12 protein-coding genes and 1 pseudogene are annotated in these 16,696 nt (G+C 40.1%); 10 read left to right on the top strand and 3 right to left on the bottom strand.

Translation table 11 applies throughout. The annotated features are described in order from the left end of the window. Positions 1-2: 2 nt before the first annotated feature. Positions 3-968 carry a LacI family DNA-binding transcriptional regulator gene (locus tag NMM25_RS06130; protein ID WP_254736273.1) on the bottom strand — a complete coding sequence of 322 codons (966 nt, stop codon included), beginning with the start codon at positions 966-968 and terminating at the stop codon, positions 3-5. Next, positions 949-2,403, bottom strand: a complete 1,455-nt coding sequence (locus NMM25_RS06125; RefSeq protein WP_254736272.1) for a sucrose-6-phosphate hydrolase — start codon at positions 2,401-2,403, stop codon at positions 949-951. The genes NMM25_RS06130 and NMM25_RS06125 overlap by 20 nt, the downstream gene beginning before the upstream one ends. 377 nt (positions 2,404-2,780) lie before the next feature. Between NMM25_RS06125 and NMM25_RS06120 the strand changes: the two genes are divergently transcribed. Both NMM25_RS06120 and scrK read left to right on the top strand, forming a co-directional pair. Further along, positions 2,781-4,685, top strand: a complete 1,905-nt coding sequence (locus NMM25_RS06120) for a sucrose-specific PTS transporter subunit IIBC (RefSeq protein WP_254736271.1) — start codon at positions 2,781-2,783, stop codon at positions 4,683-4,685. Between the two features lie 148 nt (positions 4,686-4,833). Further along, on the top strand, positions 4,834-5,721 hold the full coding sequence (scrK, locus tag NMM25_RS06115; protein WP_254736270.1) for a fructokinase ScrK: 888 nt from the start codon (positions 4,834-4,836) through the stop codon (positions 5,719-5,721). Positions 5,722-5,767: 46 nt separating this feature from the next. On the opposite strand, the gene NMM25_RS06110 is transcribed toward scrK, so the two are convergent. Beyond that, complete coding sequence (locus tag NMM25_RS06110) at positions 5,768-6,385, bottom strand: TVP38/TMEM64 family protein (RefSeq protein WP_000076176.1); 618 nt, start codon at positions 6,383-6,385, stop codon at positions 5,768-5,770. Between the two features lie 135 nt (positions 6,386-6,520). Here NMM25_RS06110 and NMM25_RS06105 point away from each other — a divergent pair. From NMM25_RS06105 to metE, 8 genes and pseudogenes are all read left to right on the top strand, one after another. After that, positions 6,521-9,153, top strand: a pseudogene (locus NMM25_RS06105) (DEAD/DEAH box helicase family protein). A 627-nt stretch (positions 9,154-9,780) separates the two neighbouring features. Next, on the top strand, positions 9,781-10,632 hold the full coding sequence (locus NMM25_RS06100; protein ID WP_254736269.1) for a hypothetical protein: 852 nt from the start codon (positions 9,781-9,783) through the stop codon (positions 10,630-10,632). A 117-nt stretch (positions 10,633-10,749) separates the two neighbouring features. Continuing rightward, positions 10,750-11,085: a nucleotide pyrophosphohydrolase gene (locus NMM25_RS06095; protein ID WP_042902790.1), complete on the top strand. Its 336-nt coding sequence runs from the start codon at positions 10,750-10,752 to the stop codon at positions 11,083-11,085. Further along, positions 11,085-12,830 (top strand): DUF2075 domain-containing protein, encoded by a 1,746-nt coding sequence (locus tag NMM25_RS06090; protein WP_254736268.1) that lies wholly within the window; start codon positions 11,085-11,087, stop codon positions 12,828-12,830. Before NMM25_RS06095 ends, NMM25_RS06090 begins: the two co-directional genes overlap by 1 nt. Positions 12,831-12,883: 53 nt before the next feature. Further along, the gene (locus tag NMM25_RS06085; protein ID WP_254736388.1) at positions 12,884-13,288 is read left to right on the top strand and encodes a YbgA family protein; all 405 of its coding nucleotides are present in this window, start codon (positions 12,884-12,886) and stop codon (positions 13,286-13,288) included. Next, on the top strand, positions 13,272-13,637 hold the full coding sequence (locus tag NMM25_RS06080) for a TIGR02328 family protein (RefSeq protein ID WP_254736267.1): 366 nt from the start codon (positions 13,272-13,274) through the stop codon (positions 13,635-13,637). The genes NMM25_RS06085 and NMM25_RS06080 overlap by 17 nt, the downstream gene beginning before the upstream one ends. A 186-nt stretch (positions 13,638-13,823) precedes the next feature. Next, entirely contained in the window at positions 13,824-14,117 is a 294-nt protein-coding gene (locus tag NMM25_RS06075) for a helix-turn-helix domain-containing protein (RefSeq protein WP_254736266.1), read from the top strand. Positions 14,118-14,376: 259 nt separating this feature from the next. After that, entirely contained in the window at positions 14,377-16,626 is a 2,250-nt protein-coding gene (gene metE, locus NMM25_RS06070) for a 5-methyltetrahydropteroyltriglutamate--homocysteine S-methyltransferase (protein ID WP_254736265.1), read from the top strand. The last annotated feature ends 70 nt before the right edge of the window (positions 16,627-16,696 follow it).

The following is a 16,696-nucleotide window of genomic DNA, read 5'->3' as shown; positions in this document are numbered from 1 at the left end:
GTTTAAATACTTTTTCCTGGTAATAGGGTGACGGGTAAGAAGTAACCGGTTGTCGCGACCTCCTTGCCTTCAATCTTTTGTAAGAGGAGATCGACAGTGAGTTGGGCAATCTCTTTCATAGGCTGCTTAATCGTTGTCAAGTGAGGATAGTAGTTCTCGATAAAGTAGGTACCATCGTATCCGATGACTTTGAGCTCTTCAGGAACAGAAATTCTCAGCTCCTGAGCGATTTTGATCACTAGGATAGCTGTCAAATCATCCGAAGCAAAAATCGCATCTGGTTTCTGATGGGTCAAGATATTCTTGATTTCCATTTCTTTTCGGACGGGAGAAAAGTCACTCGAAACATTGATAATAGGCGCTTTTGGGAGAATAGAGGCAAAACCAGCGTGGCGCAGTCCAGTTGGTGAGTTAGAGTTGTCATTTCCTGTAATCATGATGATAGACTGAGCTCCTGTCTTGACCAAAGTCTGGGCGGCGAGGACTCCGCCACCGTAGTTATCGGAGGAGACGACAGGGATGTCTGGAGACAAGTTTCTGTCAAAGGAAATGATCGGCGCCGTTACGCGATTGTAGTCTTCGATTCCCAAGTTGTGACTTCCAGAAATGATACCATCGACCTGGTTGGCCTCCAGCATTTCAATGTACTCCCGTTCTTTTTCAGAGTCGTGTTCGCTGTTGCAGATGATGGTCTTGTAGCCATTTTTGAAGAGTTGGTGTTCCAATTTGTCAATCAACTCCGCATAAAAGACATGACTGATGTTTGGAAAAATAAGTCCAATCAACTTGGCAGATTTTCCTTGGAGGCTTCGAGCCAGATTGTTGGGTTTGTAGCCCAATTCTCGCATGGCTTCATTTACCTTTTGAATGGTTTTCTCAGATAGATAACCCTTTTTATTGATGACCCGTGAGACGGTAGTGGGGCTGACGCCTGCAAGTTTTGCGACATCAGTTAGTTTTGCGACCATAATCTAATTCATAGTAAGTTCCAGTTGGGTTTCCAGATTTGATGAGGATACCATTTTGGTCCGCATGTGGGAAGACACGACCAGAAAATACTTTTTCTCCTTTATTGATGAAAATTTCAAAGACTGACTTATCGATGAAGATAGTGGCAGTAGTAGCTTGGTTATTGATAGGGCAAGAACGAGTGGTACCAAATTCTTGGGCGTACTGTTCACCAGCCTGACTACGATCCACTGTCATCTGTCCATTGACAAGGTCAAAGTTGATTGAAAGCCCCTTGCCTTCTTTATCAGCGAGCAAGACAATCTCGCTTTGGCTATTGGCCTCCAAGTTGAGCTCGAGTTCATAGGTGTTATTGGTTTGAGTACGATTTGAGAAGACCTCTTCAGAAGAACGAAGTTCTTTGACGGCTGAGACAGGATATTGGTAGAGTTTGCCATCTTTGATAGTGAGTTCTTTGACTAATGAGAAGGTTCCTTGGTGGTCAAAACGGTCAGATGGGTAAGAAACATCTGGTAGTCCAAGCCAACTTACTGCCAATGCACGTCCATTTGGAGCGTTGAAGGCTTGAGTTGCATAGGCCTCGAAACCATAGTCTAGATTTTGTAATGGAGACACATCTACCATTTTGGCATTTTCAGGATCAAAGGAAGCCCCGATTTTGTACATGTTTGGATAGATATTATCATAGTCTAGAACACTCTTATCCAATCCTTGTGGACAGTAGAGAAGGACAGGTTGCTCCCCTACAAAGACTAGATTTGGGCATTCCATCATGTAGGCAGTGCGGTCGTTAGCAAAGTCAAGGTCGCCAACTGCTTGCCAGTTTGTATAATCATTGTCCACAGCCTTGTAGAGACGGACGAAGCCTTTTTTCTCCAAATCCTGTCCACCGACGATAGCATAATATTGACCTTTAAAGTTAAAAATTTGTGGGTCGCGGAAGTGGTCAGTAGAGTCTGCTGGCTGGTCAATCAAGATCTTGTCAATCTTTGTAATCTTGCCATCCTTACCCATCAAAGCACCAATCTGGTAAGGGTGACGGATCCAATTTTCATCACGGACATTTCCTGTATAAAACAGGAACAACTGATCGCCGAACTGCATGGCAGAACCAGAGTAGGCGCCGTGGCTATCTAATGGAGTATCTGGCAAAATTTTGACTCCAGTTTCTGTAAAGTGCACTAAATCATCACTTTCAAGCTGCACCCAAGATTTCAACCCATGGGCTGCACCAAAGGGGAAGTTTTGGTAAAAGAGAATCCATTTGCCATCAAAATAAGAAAAGCCATTTGGATCATTGAGAAGCCCCATTTTAGGCTCAACATGGTAACGAGTATGCCAAGGAGATTGTGCCATTTTTTCCTTGATTTGCTTGATTTCATCATTAGACCAATCTTCATAGGGTCTATAACGACGCTCAGTTGTCCATTCCATTTTATCTTTCCTCCATAAACTTCTATTCTATTATTAATAGTAAACGTTTTCGGCAAAAAAAGCAAGTCTTTTATGTTAAAAAAAAGAAAAATATGTCAAACGATTACCAGAAATCAAACAAAGGAAATCTGGCAAATTTTCACGAAAAAATGAAAGAAAATGTAAATAAAAGCCTTGATTCCTCAAATATAAAGATATTTTTTGAGGAAAAAGAGAATTTCCTCAAAAACGAGCAAAAATAATCAGAGAAAAAATAAAGGAAATAAAAAGTTCTGCAAAACGCTTGACATATTTTAGAAACATGATAAAATAATAGTCGTAGGGCGAATAAAATCGCTTTCAAACAAGAACAAAGTTTTATAAGGAGATTTTTGCAAATGAACAATCAGGATATTGCAAAAAAGGTCATCGAAGCCCTTGGCGGACGTGAAAATGTCAACAGTGTAGCCCACTGTGCGACTCGTCTACGTGTCATGGTCAAAGATGAAGGGAAAATCAAGAAGGAAGTGATTGAGAACTTGGATAAAGTTCAAGGAGCTTTCTTTAACTCAGGCCAATACCAAATCATCTTTGGTACTGGTACAGTAAACAAGATGTACGACGAAGTGGTTGCACTTGGTTTGCCAACATCTTCTAAAGAAGATATGAAAGCAGAAGCTGGTAAACAGGGAAACTGGTTCCAACGTGCAATCCGTACTTTCGGTGACGTTTTTGTACCACTTTTGCCAGCAATCGTTGCGACTGGTTTGTTTATGGGAATTCGTGGGGCTATTGTTCAAGATCAAGTTTTGGCTTTGTTTGGAACAACTGCAGAAGCCTTTAAAGCAACAAACTTCTATACTTATTCAGTTGTATTGACAGATACAGCCTTCGCCTTCTTCCCAGCCTTGATCTGTTGGTCAGCCTTTCGTGTATTCGGTGGAAATCCTTTGCTTGGTTTAGTCTTAGGATTGATGATGGTTAACTCATCCTTGCCAAATGCTTGGGCTGTTGCTTCAGGTGATGCTCAACCAATTATCTTCTTTGGCTTTATCAAAGTTGTCGGATATCAGAACTCAGTTTTACCTGCTTTCTTCGTCGGATTGACCGGTGCGAAACTTGAAAAGTGGCTCCGTAAGCGTATTCCAGATGTATTAGATTTACTCCTTGTACCATTCTTGACTTTCTTAGTAATGTCTATTTTGGCCTTGTTTGTCATTGGACCTGTATTCCATGAAGTTGAAAGCTACGTCAAAGTCGCTACTGTTTGGTTGCTCAGTCTCCCAATGGGTCTAGGTGGATTAATCCTTGGTGGTGTTCATCAGGTTATCGTCGTTACGGGTGTTCACCATATCTTCAATCTATTGGAGTCTAACCTAGTTACTTCTACAGGTTCAGATCCTCTTAATGCTATTATTACAGCAGCTATGACTGCTCAACTTGGAGCAACTCTTGCTGTTGGTGTGAAAACAAAGAATCCAAAAATTAAAGCTCTTGCCTTCCCAGCTGCACTTTCTGCTGGACTTGGTATCACTGAACCAGCTATTTTTGGTATCAATCTTCGCTATGGTAAACCATTTATCATGGGGCTTATCGCCGGTGCTGCTGGTGGTTGGTTAGCAAACATTCTAGGTTTGGCAGGTACTAGCTTTGGTATTACGATCATTCCTGGAACACTTCTCTACATCAATGGTCAACTTCTCCAGTATATCTTTATGGTCCTAGTAACAACTGCTCTTGGTTTCGGATTGACTTATGCTTTTGGTTACAAAGAAGAAACAGAGGTGGCAGAAGAAACAGTTTCTGAAGAAGCTACAGAGGCAAATGAAGAATTTTCAGTAGCTCCTCAAAATGAAACAATCCAAACTCCAATTGTTGGGGACGTAGTTGCTCTTGAGAATGTTAATGACCCAGTCTTTTCAAGTGGTGCAATGGGACAAGGAATCGCTGTAAAACCAAGCCAAGGCGTGGTTTACGCACCAGCTGATGCAGAAGTATCTATCGCATTTCCAACAGGTCACGCCTTTGGTTTGAAGACAGCTAAGGGAGCTGAAATCTTGGTCCACGTTGGTATCGACACTGTATCTATGAACGGCGAAGGCTTTGAAGCAAAAGTTGCTCAAGGCGACAAGGTCAAAGCTGGAGATGTTCTTGGAACCTTTGACTCAAACAAAATCGCTGCTGCAGGTCTTGATGACACAACAATGGTTATCGTAACCAACACAGCAGACTACGCTTCTGTGACACCAGTCGCAAGCGGTTCAGTTGTTAAGGGTGATGCTGTTATTGAAGTGAAAATCTAATCAATCCTCTCTAAAGTGAAAACGAACAAATGATATGTTTGTTCGTTTTTATTAGATAGTAAGATTTACAGAGGAAAAACTAAAATATAGAGAAAAGTAACTTTTTGAAGTATGCTATAATAAAGAAAATAAAAACAAGAGGTTTATCATGACAAAATTATACGGAAGCTTAGAAGCAGGCGGTACAAAGTTTGTCTGTGCTGTCGGAGATGAAAATTTTAACATTGTAGAAAAAACACAATTTCCTACAACAACTCCAATCGAGACCATCGATAAAACTATTGAATTCTTTTCAAAATTCGATAATCTTGCAGGTCTTGCCATCGGTTCCTTCGGTCCCATTGATATCGATAAAAACTCAAAAACCTATGGCTTTATCACAACGACTCCAAAACCTCACTGGGCAAATGTAGACTTGCTTGGTGCCCTTCGTCGTGCCCTCAACGTGCCCATGTATTTCACCACAGACGTAAACAGCTCTGCCTACGGTGAAGTAGTTGCTCGTAACAATGCTGGCGGTCGTATCGAGAATTTGGTCTACTACACGATCGGTACAGGGATTGGTGCAGGTGTTATCCAACGCGGTGAGTTTATCGGAGGTGTAGGTCACCCTGAGATGGGTCACTACTATGTGGCCAAACACCCAATGGATATTGAAAAAGAATTCAACGGTGTTTGTCCATTCCACAAAGGCTGTTTGGAAGGCTTTGCGGCTGGACCAAGTCTCGAAGCTCGTACGGGTGTTCGTGGTGAAAATATCGAACTCAACAACTCTGTCTGGGATGTCCAAGCCTACTATATTGCTCAAGCTGCGGTCAATGCTACTGTGACTTTCCGTCCAGATGTAATCGTCTTTGGTGGTGGGGTCATGGCCCAACAACACATGCTGGACCGTGTGCGTGAGAAATTCACTGCTCTTCTCAACGGCTACCTACCAGTACCAGATGTGCGTGACTGCATTGTCACTCCAGCAGTCGCTGGAAATGGTTCTGCTACACTTGGGAACTTTGTCCTTGCTAAGAGTGTCGCAAAATAAAACAAACAAAACATCCGCTTGGGAAACCAAACGGATTTTTCTATTCTCAAAACATCTGCCAGAAGAAATCAATAATATAAGTCAAACCATAAGTATAAACCACTAGGGTAAAGGGCTTGGTCAGAATGATGATAATCATATAGCGTTTGAAGGTCATCTTGGTGAGGGCAGCCAGCATACAGAGAAAGTCAGCCGGGCTAACTGGCCAGATCATCATAAAGATAAAGAACCGCTCGAAACGATTGCCCTTATCTAGCCAGCCGATGTATTTGTCATAGGTGCGCTTGCTGACGACGGACTGGACAAAGGCGGCTCCATAGAGACGCACGAGGTAAAAGATAATGGCACAGCCAATCACGATGCCGATATAGTTATAGATGGTTCCGATGATGTGGCCGTAAATAAAGACCCCAGCCACTGAGGTCAAAGCTCCCGGAATGATCGGAACAACGGTTTGTAGGATCTGTAAAAAGATAAAGAGTGGTGGCCCCCAAACCCCAGCTTGCTGGATAAAGGCCGATAGGGTTTCCTTGGACTGTAAAACACCCGCCTGATAGGCCCAAATACAGAAAATCAAGGTGCCGACTCCCCCGACGATAGATGAAATATTGATGACTTGCTGTAGAAGGGGAGAAACAGCTTTCATTTGCTTATCCTGTGACATGTAAACTCCTCATAGATAGTATGATTCTACTATACCATATTTTTCTTATAAAGACTAATTTGATTCCTTATCTTGCTTTTTATATAAGTGTGGTACAATTAAAGAAGTAAGTCAAGAGATATAACGGTGAAAGAAATGTTAGATTTAAATTTTAAAGGAAGATGGAGAAAATACCAAAAACAGGTCTTGGATCGTTTTCAGGACTATCAAGCAGACGGTCATGTTCATCTAGTGGCTGCTCCAGGGTCCGGCAAGACCACCATTGGTATCGAGCTAATCGCTCGTTTTGGCAATCCAGCCCTTGTCTTGGTTCCAACTGTCACCATTCGTGAACAATGGGTGGACAGGATTCAAACAGCCTTTTTAGAGAACGAACAGAAGATTTCAGATCTCGTTTCCCAAAACTTAAAGGAGATGAAAGCATTAACGATTGTGACCTATCAGGCTTTTCATAGTGCCATGAACCAACTGCAATCACAAGAAGATGGTGAAGCAGAGGATTTTGTGGGATTTGATTTGCTTGCAAGTCTAAGAACTCAGAAAGTTGCGACTCTTTGCTTGGACGAATGCCACCACCTGCGCAATGAATGGTGGAAAAGTCTGGAAGCCTTTCGCAAGCAGTATGAACAGCTGCAAGTCATCTCCCTGACAGCGACACCACCTTATGACAGCGAGCCTGAACTCTGGGAACGCTATATCCGTATGTGTGGGGAAATTGACCAAGAAATAACAGTGCCTGAACTAGTCAAGGAAGACACCCTTTGCCCTCATCAGGATTTTGTCTATATGTGTTCACCAACAGCTGAAGAGGCGGAACGTCTCAAACGGTTTGAGGAGACTAAGTGGGACTATATTCATCACCTTATAGTCGATCCTGATTTTCAAACATTTGTAGCAGGGTCTGAGGTTCTCAAAGGGGATATTTCATCTGATTTGCTCTTAGAAGATCCCAAGTACTTGTCCGCTATATTGATTTATATGCATTCTCAGGGATTAACGATTCCTCCATCTTTGCAAAATTTACTGGGAACCCAGAAGCTTCCAGCATTGACCTCCTACTGGCTGGAGACGCTGTTGCAGGGCATACTCTATCAGACACCAGATTGGTATGAGGATCCAGATGGATATAAGAAAAAGTTAGAGGCTGACTTGAAGGCACGTGGGTTGGTGGAAAAGCGCCAGGTTTATCTGGTTAAGTCCAAGGCTTCTGACCAGCTTTTAACCCAATCTCTGGGGAAGTTGTCTGCCATTGCCGATATCTTTTTGACGGAGTATGAAAGTCTAGGTCAGGAACTGAGACAGTTAGTACTAGCTGACTATATTCGCAAGGATTTTGCCACCTATCTGGGAGATAATCAGGCAACCATTTCTCAGTTGGGGGTTCTCCCTTATTTTGAAAGTATTCGTCGAAAAGCTCAGGAGCAAGAGATCCCTGTGTCTTTGGCTGTCTTGTCAGGTAGTGTCGTTATTTTGCCTACCGGTGTGGCAGCAGAGTTGAAGGAGCTCTTGTCTCAGGTTCCTCTTAGTTTCTCATCTATTGGTCACTTGGATCCAAAAGATTATGTGCAAGTCGGTTTTCCGAGCTCAGCTAAGGGAATCGTAGCGGCAGTGACGGAGCTTTTTCAACGAGGGCGGATTCAAGTCCTAGTCGGAACCAAATCTCTCCTCGGAGAGGGTTGGGATGCTCCTTGTGTTAATTCCCTAATCCTCGGAAGTTTTGTGGGGAGCTTTATGCTGAGTAACCAGATGCGCGGGCGTGCCATTCGTATCTGGCCGGGACATCCAGAAAAGACCAGTAACATCTGGCATCTGGTAGCCGTTCAAGCGCAAGCACTCATCACTCTTCCTGGTGAGGAGTCTATACCAGAGAGCAACCAGGATCTGCAGACCTTGTCGCGAAGGATGGAGCATTTTCTTGGCTTGGCCTATAATCAGGAGAGTATTGAGACCGGTTTGGATCGTTTGGATTTTCCACCCCCCTTTTTAAGAAAAAGCAAATTAGTGAGTACAATGAGCGAGTTAAGAGTCTCTCCAAGGATCGAGCAGGCTTGAGACAAAAATGGCAGGAAGCTCTTGTCGTAGCGGATCAATTTGAGATAGTTACAGAAGTCGCAACTCAAAAACAGAAAATCACAGTTATGCTCTTGCTTGATGCATTAAAATGGGTTCGCATGTCATTGCTCTTGTTGGCAGTGGATTTGTTGGTCTTGTTATTTAAATTGAGATTGATCGGTGTTTGGTGGCTTACGACAGCATGTCTCCTCTTTTTGGTCTTTGCATCTTGGCGCTACCTCTGCTATAAGAGTCCCTATAAACGCTTGCAGTCTCTGGGTGAGCAAATCCGAAAGGCTCTGCTAGATTCGGGGCATCTAACGGATGATCAATCCCGTGTTCAGGTAGAGGAGGACAAGGAAAACTATATGGTTTTTGCCTATCTCAAGGGAGGAAGCATGAGAGACAAGGAGTTGTTTGCACAGACTGTGGGAGAATTCTTTGCTCCAGTGGACAACCAGCGCTATCTGTTAGTAGCTCAAAAAGCCCCAGCTGGCCAATCCAAGTATTTCGTAGTTCCTAGCCTCTTTGAAAAACGCAAGGAAGATGCCCAGCTCTTCCAAAATGCCGTCGCACCACACATAGGCAACTACCAACTCGTCTATACCCGTAACGAAGCAGGTCGAAAAATCCTGCTCGAAGCCAGACTCAAATCCCTAGCCAACAAAAACGACCGCATCATCACGAAGAAAAAGGTCACAAGTGCGTTGAAGTAGGAAGAAAAATCGTCCTCTAATCTTCAAAGGAGTGTAAAGAATAAAATTTAGGAGTAAACTAAATTTCGAACGATGAAGAAATAATAGATTTTGTTACGTTTTAAGTTTCGAATAGCCTACCCATAAAAAAATACCTAACTCAACTCCTGAAAGAACTCAACAAAATCCGAGATAGTAGTCTAGGATGTAAATGTTAATCTGTAAGCAAAAAATCACCCCTAGACTACATTCTAAGGGTGATTTTGGGTTTGTTATTAAGTACTGTAAAACACAAGATATAGAGAATAATAGAATTACGGACTCGAATTAAGTAATTTATACAATATATAGTGTAAATTTAAAATTTTGTTATAAATATATACAAGATATTGATTTTTTGATTTTATTTGATATAATAATAGTTGTAGAAAAAAGACGTCAGTAGGGGCTGACGTCTGGCTAAAAATAGTGAATTTCAAAATGGCGATAGAGGCACTATTTCAAAAAATTCTCTTTTATTCTAACACTAAATAAAAGAAATGTAAATCTCATTTTGATAATTTTTCTTTTTTCTACAAAAAATTAAGAAAAGAGGTAGATATTATAAGAATATCAAACTTATTAAATAGAGAATCAATCCAAGTAGGATTGGATTTTGTTGATGTAGATACATCAAAGGATGTTAAATTATTTTTAGACCCATTGTTGCTATCAGATGGTTTTAGAAATATTGTTAATGATTTTGTAAATACAGTCTATAAAATGTACACTTTAGGTAATAAAGCAGGCGCATTTCAATTGTTTTCACACTCTAAAGAATGTAATGCTATCCACTTTGGATATTCTGAGAGTAACTCCAAAGGGACAGGTGTTTCAATGAAGATGCTTGATCAATTTTTTGGGTATGTCTATAAATCGGTAGGTAGAATCAAAGAAAAATTACTGACACCTATAGCGATGCCGATTTTTGTAAAGAGTTTTTCAGAAGATAGGCTGTCTGATTTGTTAGTAAGTTTATTAAAAAAAGAATTGATTTTATATTCTTTAGCACAAGCTCGATTACACGGTTTAAAAATCAGTAATGAAGTACAACGTTTTGATTATTGGGATTCTGAGAGTCATGAGTGGGCTACCTTTGAAAGCCAGTATGTTCTTGCTCCTAATGAAAATGGTGTAGAGGAACTTCTAATCTTAGTTCCGAAGTCTGTTGTAAGTAAAAGATTTCTAGTAAATCCTTCTAGATATATTTCAGTAATTTTTCAACACTTGCAGTTGATGGAAAAGTACCAAAGGACTAATGGTACACCAAAATCTCAGAAAGAATTACGAGAATCAGAGATAGTAGCAAATTATCAAAAGGATAAAGATAAAAGCTACATCTTAGATATGACATTATTATCACCTGAATACTATGAGGCTTATTATGATAATTCAATTAGGTTCAGTGATAATAAACCACTTAATGACGAAGAGTTGATAGAAATTCTAACTAATAAGTGATAGAAATTGAATAGTGTCCACAGAGAAGGAGTAAATCCTTCTTTTTTATTTTTATCACATTTATAAAACTTATTCATGTTATAATATATATTAGTAGATTTACATTGGAGAATTAAAATGAAGTCAACAATTGATAAAATTAATAAATTTCGAGATGACCGTGATTGGAGAAAATTTCATAATGAAAAAGATTTAGCAATTTCAATTTCGATCGAAGCGAGTGAACTTTTAGAATTATTTCAGTGGAAGCAGTCTGAAGAGGTCACTAGTAAATCATTGGGAAGAATAAAAGAGGAACTAGCCGATGTTCTAATTTATAGTTTTATGTTGGCTGATAATTTACAATTAGATGTAGAAAAGATTATTGAAGATAAATTAGTTGATAATAATCGGAAATATCCTGTTAAGTTAAGTAAAGGTAATAATAAAAAATATACTGAGTTGGAGAAATAATGGTTAAAATAAAAAGCCCAATAGTAAGAGAGATAGAGTATTCAAACAATTCGCTGGTAAATCTTAAAAGTCAACTTAAATCTAGTGAACATAAAAATGATATGAAACTTTTATTTGATTATCCAGTTGTCTATATTGTTAACGATAATAAGAATGATCAATTTAGTGTATATGTAGGTGAAACAGCTGATATAATTCGGCGAACTAGCCAGCACTTAACAGATGATATAAAGAAAGAAAACAGGGATGATTGGAGAGACTTTGCAACATCTTCTACAACGAAGATGTTTATAATTGGTCACAATCATTTTAATAAGTCTTTAACTCTAGACATTGAAAATCGTTTAATGCTTTATCTTTCAAGTGTTGGTAAAGTCATAAGAGTACAAAATAGAAAAGAGAATCCTCAAAATGAATATTATACATCTAACGAATTGGATTCAATTTTTTCAAAAGTTTGGCGTTCACTGAGAAAAAGAAATCAGTCATTATTTCCGATTGAGAGTATTGTTCGAAATTCAGCAATTTTTAAAGCATCTCCCTTTCATAAATTAACCGAAGAACAAATTGAAGCTAAAAATACTATCATAAATAAAATAATTGCTTCCATTAGTAAAAATCAAGAGGGAACCCTTATTCTGGTTAAAGGAGAAGCTGGAGCAGGGAAAACAGTTTTAATGAATTCGTTGGTAGATGATTTATTAAATTCTGAAGATATTTCATTTATTAAAGATAATAATTACATTAATCTTATTGTAAATCATAATAACCAATTAAGTGTATATAAAGAAATTGAAAGAAAACTGAATTGGAATAGTGGTTCTAGTTTGGAAGTGGCAATGAAGCCTACTCAATTTTTAAATGCCTTGAGAAAAGAAAAGATTAAAGCAGGAGTGGTTATAGTTGACGAAGGGCATTTACTGCTTACTGCGAAAAATCAAGCATATCTTGGAGGAAATCATTTAATTGATTTATTAGCACAGTCGAAAGTAGTTGTTTTGGTTTATGATGATAAACAGATTATGAATAAATCTCAAATATGGACTGATAATACATTTTTTGAATTGGAGCATGAAGCTAATCTGGAAGGAAATTTAATTGAATTACGTAATCAAATGAGAATAAAAGCAAATCCTGAAACTGTCAATTGGATTAGAAGTATTATTGATGATTGTGAAATCAAAAAATTAACAAAAGATAAGCAATATGATATTAGAATTTTTGATTCTCCTTTTGAACTACAAAAAGCTATTAAGTTAAAGAATAAAGATCAAAAACTAGGTATTTCTAGATTAGTTGCAACATATGATTGGCCTTATGTTGAAGAAAAAAAGAAACAAGATAGACCAAAATGGTTTGTTGAAATCGGCGACTGGAAGGCTCCTTGGAATCAACAAATAAAGCCAGAGAAGAAAGACGCAAAATTATCTTGGATAGAGCAACCCCAAACAATTGATGAAATAGGCTCTACTTTTACGGTTCAGGGATTTGATTTGAATTACGCTGGGGTAATTATTGGTCCATCAGTTAAATACAGAAATGGTAAAATCATGTTTGATATTTCTGAAAGTAAAAATAAAGGTGCGGTTCAAAATAGAAAACTCGAAAATGGTGAAATGAAGAATTTTGGTGAAGATCTTTTGAAAAATGAATTAAATGTTTTATTAACTAGAGGAGTAAATGGACTTTATATATACGCAGTAGATGAAGAACTTCAAGAAGCTTTAAAAGAGGCAATTTTATAAGTACATAATGTAAGAAATAATGTTTTTGACTCAAATATGGTATAATGTCAATTATGAATAACAACAACCAACGTGCCCTTTGTCAGCAACTCTGGGCGGAAAATAAATACCTTGTTTTGAGTCATTCTAGCAATATTTACAAGGACATTCGCCAGTATCTCAAGCAAGAAGTGGTGGAGCTGAGTCAGGTTCAAGAGATGATTGACCGTGCCTGCCAGATTCCAGAACACAGGGGTCAGGTTTGCAATGCCTTTCAGCATATTTGGGGCTATTTTAAAAAGCAAGCCAGTCCTGATGAGTGCAAGGACTATATGCTCTTGCTGGATCGCTATCGCTTTGGTCAGGCTTCAAAGGAAGACCTGATTGCTAGAACTAGAGATTTGCTTGAACGCTATCCAAATGCTTATCTGCAAGATTCGACCTTGTTGAAAGGAGACTCCCATGAGACTTTGGCATGAGGCTTTGATCCCACAACTTCCCCGCCCTCAGCTCTTGGGACAACATCGAGAGTGCTGCGCCCTGCGTGGCAATGGCTGGGGCAGAAAGCATGCGACAGTTGACTATGTCTTTACCCACTCGCCCTATCATCTCTATGCTTATCATCGTTTGATCATGGAGGAGATGGCTAGCCGTGGCTATAATGTCAGTCCAGAGTGGCTAGATAAGAACTACCGTGGCAAGACCTGCCCGCCTTATCAAGACTTAGCTGAGGAAAAGCTGAAAAGTCCTATCTATAGCGAACATGACGCTGCCTACTATGAGGAATGTCTGGCTAATCTCCGTGAGAAGGGGATCGAGCTGGAGTAATAGCAAAGATTAGCTCCAGATTATAACTCTTTTCGTTTTTTTTTCGAATAATTAAAAGTAGATCTTTAGAATGATTCTAAGGTCTACTTTTTGTAAGTAATTGGATTTACTTTTAATAACTTTTAAGTTATAATTTTAAAAAAGCCAAGAGTGAATTGAAGGACATAAAAGAAAGAGGGCTAAGTAATGAAGAATAGTGCTATCGGGAGTAATTGGAAGGATATTCGGTCTCAACTCTTTACCAAGGAGGAAATCCTTGAGAGTGATATGCGAGTGACTATCATGAGTGAATTAATCGAGGCTAGACATGAGCAAGGTATCAGTCAGAAAAAACTAGAAGAACTCAGTGGAGTGAGCCAGCCTGTCATAGCTAGGATGGAAACTGGCAAGACGAGTCCTCAGTTAGATACCGTCTTAAAAGTTCTAGCCAGTTTAGGCAAGACACTCGCAGTTGTCCCACTTGAACAGGAAAATAGTTGAGAATCAGTGCCTATAGTCATTTCTAATAGCAAGCCATAGTCAGCTATCTGTTTACTCAAGTTTGACTATGAATAAGACTATCTTAAAAATCTGTTAACCATTGTCTACCAAAGGATTTGGGGAATCTTCTCCGAATCCTTTTTTGTGCTTTAAAAAGCGGTATAGTTTCAAACTATATCAAAGCCTAATTATTTACAATTATACAGACCCTTTCTTTTCTGTTAAGATAGTTTCAACAACAAATTTTGGAGGACACATCATGTCAACTACGATCATCGGTTTCCCTCGTTTGGGTGAATTCCGCGAATTAAAATTTACAACTGAAAAATACTTTAGAAAAGAAATCTCAGAAGAAGAACTCCTTGCCGCAGCAAAAGACTTGCGTGCAAAACACTGGAACATTGTCAAAGAAAAAGGCATCACTGAAATTCCATCAAATGACTTTTCTCACTATGACAACTTCCTTGATGCTGCTTTCCTTTTCAACGTAGTTCCTGCATCAGTTCAAAACTTGGACTTGTCTGACCTTGAGCGTTACTTTGCTTTGGGTCGTGGTTACCAAGGAGAAAAAGGGGACGTGCGTGCCCTTCCGATGAAGAAATGGTTCAACACCAACTACCACTACATCGTTCCTAAATTTGAAAAAGACACTCAAGTTAAATTGGCTGGTCACAAGATCTTTGACGAGTTCCAAGAAGCGAAAGAACTTGGTCTCAACACTCGTCCTGTCCTTGTAGGTCCATTCACTTTCCTTCAATTATCAGACTTTGAAGAAGGCGTGAAAGCAGAAGACTTCGTAGATAGCTTAGTAGCTGCTTACCAAGAAGTTTTTGCGAAATTGGCTGAGCTTGGTGCGACTCGCATCCAACTCGACGAAGCGGCTCTTGTCAAAGATTTGACAGCTGAAGAAAAAGCTCTCTTCTTGAACCTATACAACAAACTCTTGGCTGACAAAAAAGGTCTTGAAGTCTTGCTTCAAACTTACTTCGGTGACGTTCGTGATGTCTACGCTGACCTTGTGAACTTGCCAGTTGATGCTATCGGTCTTGACTTCGTTGAAGGTAAGAAAACTCTTGAACTCGTTAAAGGTGGTTTCCCAGCTGACAAGACTCTCTATGCAGGTATCGTCAATGGTAAAAACATCTGGCGCAACAACTACGAAAAGAGCTTGGCTGTTCTTGAGCAAATCCCAGCTGAAAACATCGTATTGACAAGCTCATGCTCACTTCTTCATGTGCCATTTACAACTGCTAACGAAGAATTTGAACCAGCTATCTTGAACCACTTTGCTTTTGCAGTTGAAAAATTGGATGAAATTCGTGATTTGGATGCTATCCGCAATGGTCAAGGCGCAGAAGCTCTTGCAGCCAATAAAGAACTCTTTGCGACTGAACGTGTTGGTGAAAATGCTGAACTTCGTGCGCGTATCGCTGGATTGACTGACGCAGACTACACTCGTTTGCCAGCCTTTGCGGAACGTGAAGCCATCCAAGAAGAAGCATTCAAACTTCCAGCTCTTCCAACAACAACCATCGGTTCATTCCCTCAAACTAAGGAAGTCCGTGCCAAACGTTTGGCCTTCCGTAAGGGTGAATTGTCACAAGAAGAATACGATGCTTTCCTTGCTGAAACTATCGACGAATGGATCAAATGGCAAGAAGAAGTTGGATTTGACGTGCTTGTACACGGTGAGTTTGAGCGTAACGACATGGTTGAGTACTTCGGTCAAAACTTGTCAGGTTACCTCTTCTCTAAGAATGGTTGGGTACAATCATACGGTATGCGTGGGGTGAAACCACCAATCATCTGGGGTGATGTAACTCGTCTCAACCCAATCACTGTCAAATGGTCTAGCTACGCACAAAGCCGTACAGACAAGCCTGTCAAAGGTATGTTGACTGGACCTGTTACCATCCTTAACTGGTCATTCCCACGTGAAGACATTTCTATCAAGGATTCAACTCTTCAAATCGCTCTTGCCATCAAGGATGAAGTTCTTGACCTCGAAGCTGCAGGTGTGAAAATCATCCAAATCGACGAGGCTGCTCTTCGTGAGAAATTGCCACTCCGTCGTAGCGACTGGTACGAAGACTACCTTGACTGGGCTATTCCAGCCTTCCGCCTGGTACACTCTACAGTAGCGCCAGATACTCAAATCCACACTCACATGTGTTACTCAGAATTTACAGATATCATCCCAGCTATCGACAACATGGATGCGGACGTTATTTCATTTGAGGCAAGCCGTTCAAACCTTGAAATCTTGGACGAACTCAAAGCGAAAAACTTCCAAACAGAAGTGGGACCTGGGGTTTACGATATCCACTCACCTCGTGTGCCAAATGAAGGCGAAATCGACCACACAATCGATGCTATTCTTGCCAAAGTTCCAAGCAAGAAAGTTTGGATCAACCCTGACTGTGGTTTGAAAACACGCGGTATTCCAGAAACAAAAGAAAGCTTGATCCGCCTTGTCGAAGCAGCAAAAGCTGCGCGTGAGAAATTGTAAGATAAGATTTCTCTCGTGACACTGACTGATCAAGGAACTGCTTGGCCCTAGATAGCTCAGCAATCATGAA

The organism is Streptococcus sp. CF10-1 (assembly GCF_024295825.1).
In the GTDB taxonomy this organism is placed as follows: Bacteria; Bacillota; Bacilli; order Lactobacillales; family Streptococcaceae; genus Streptococcus.
Note: the sequence above shows the minus strand (reverse complement) of the source record. Positions and strands in the feature narration are given on the sequence as shown.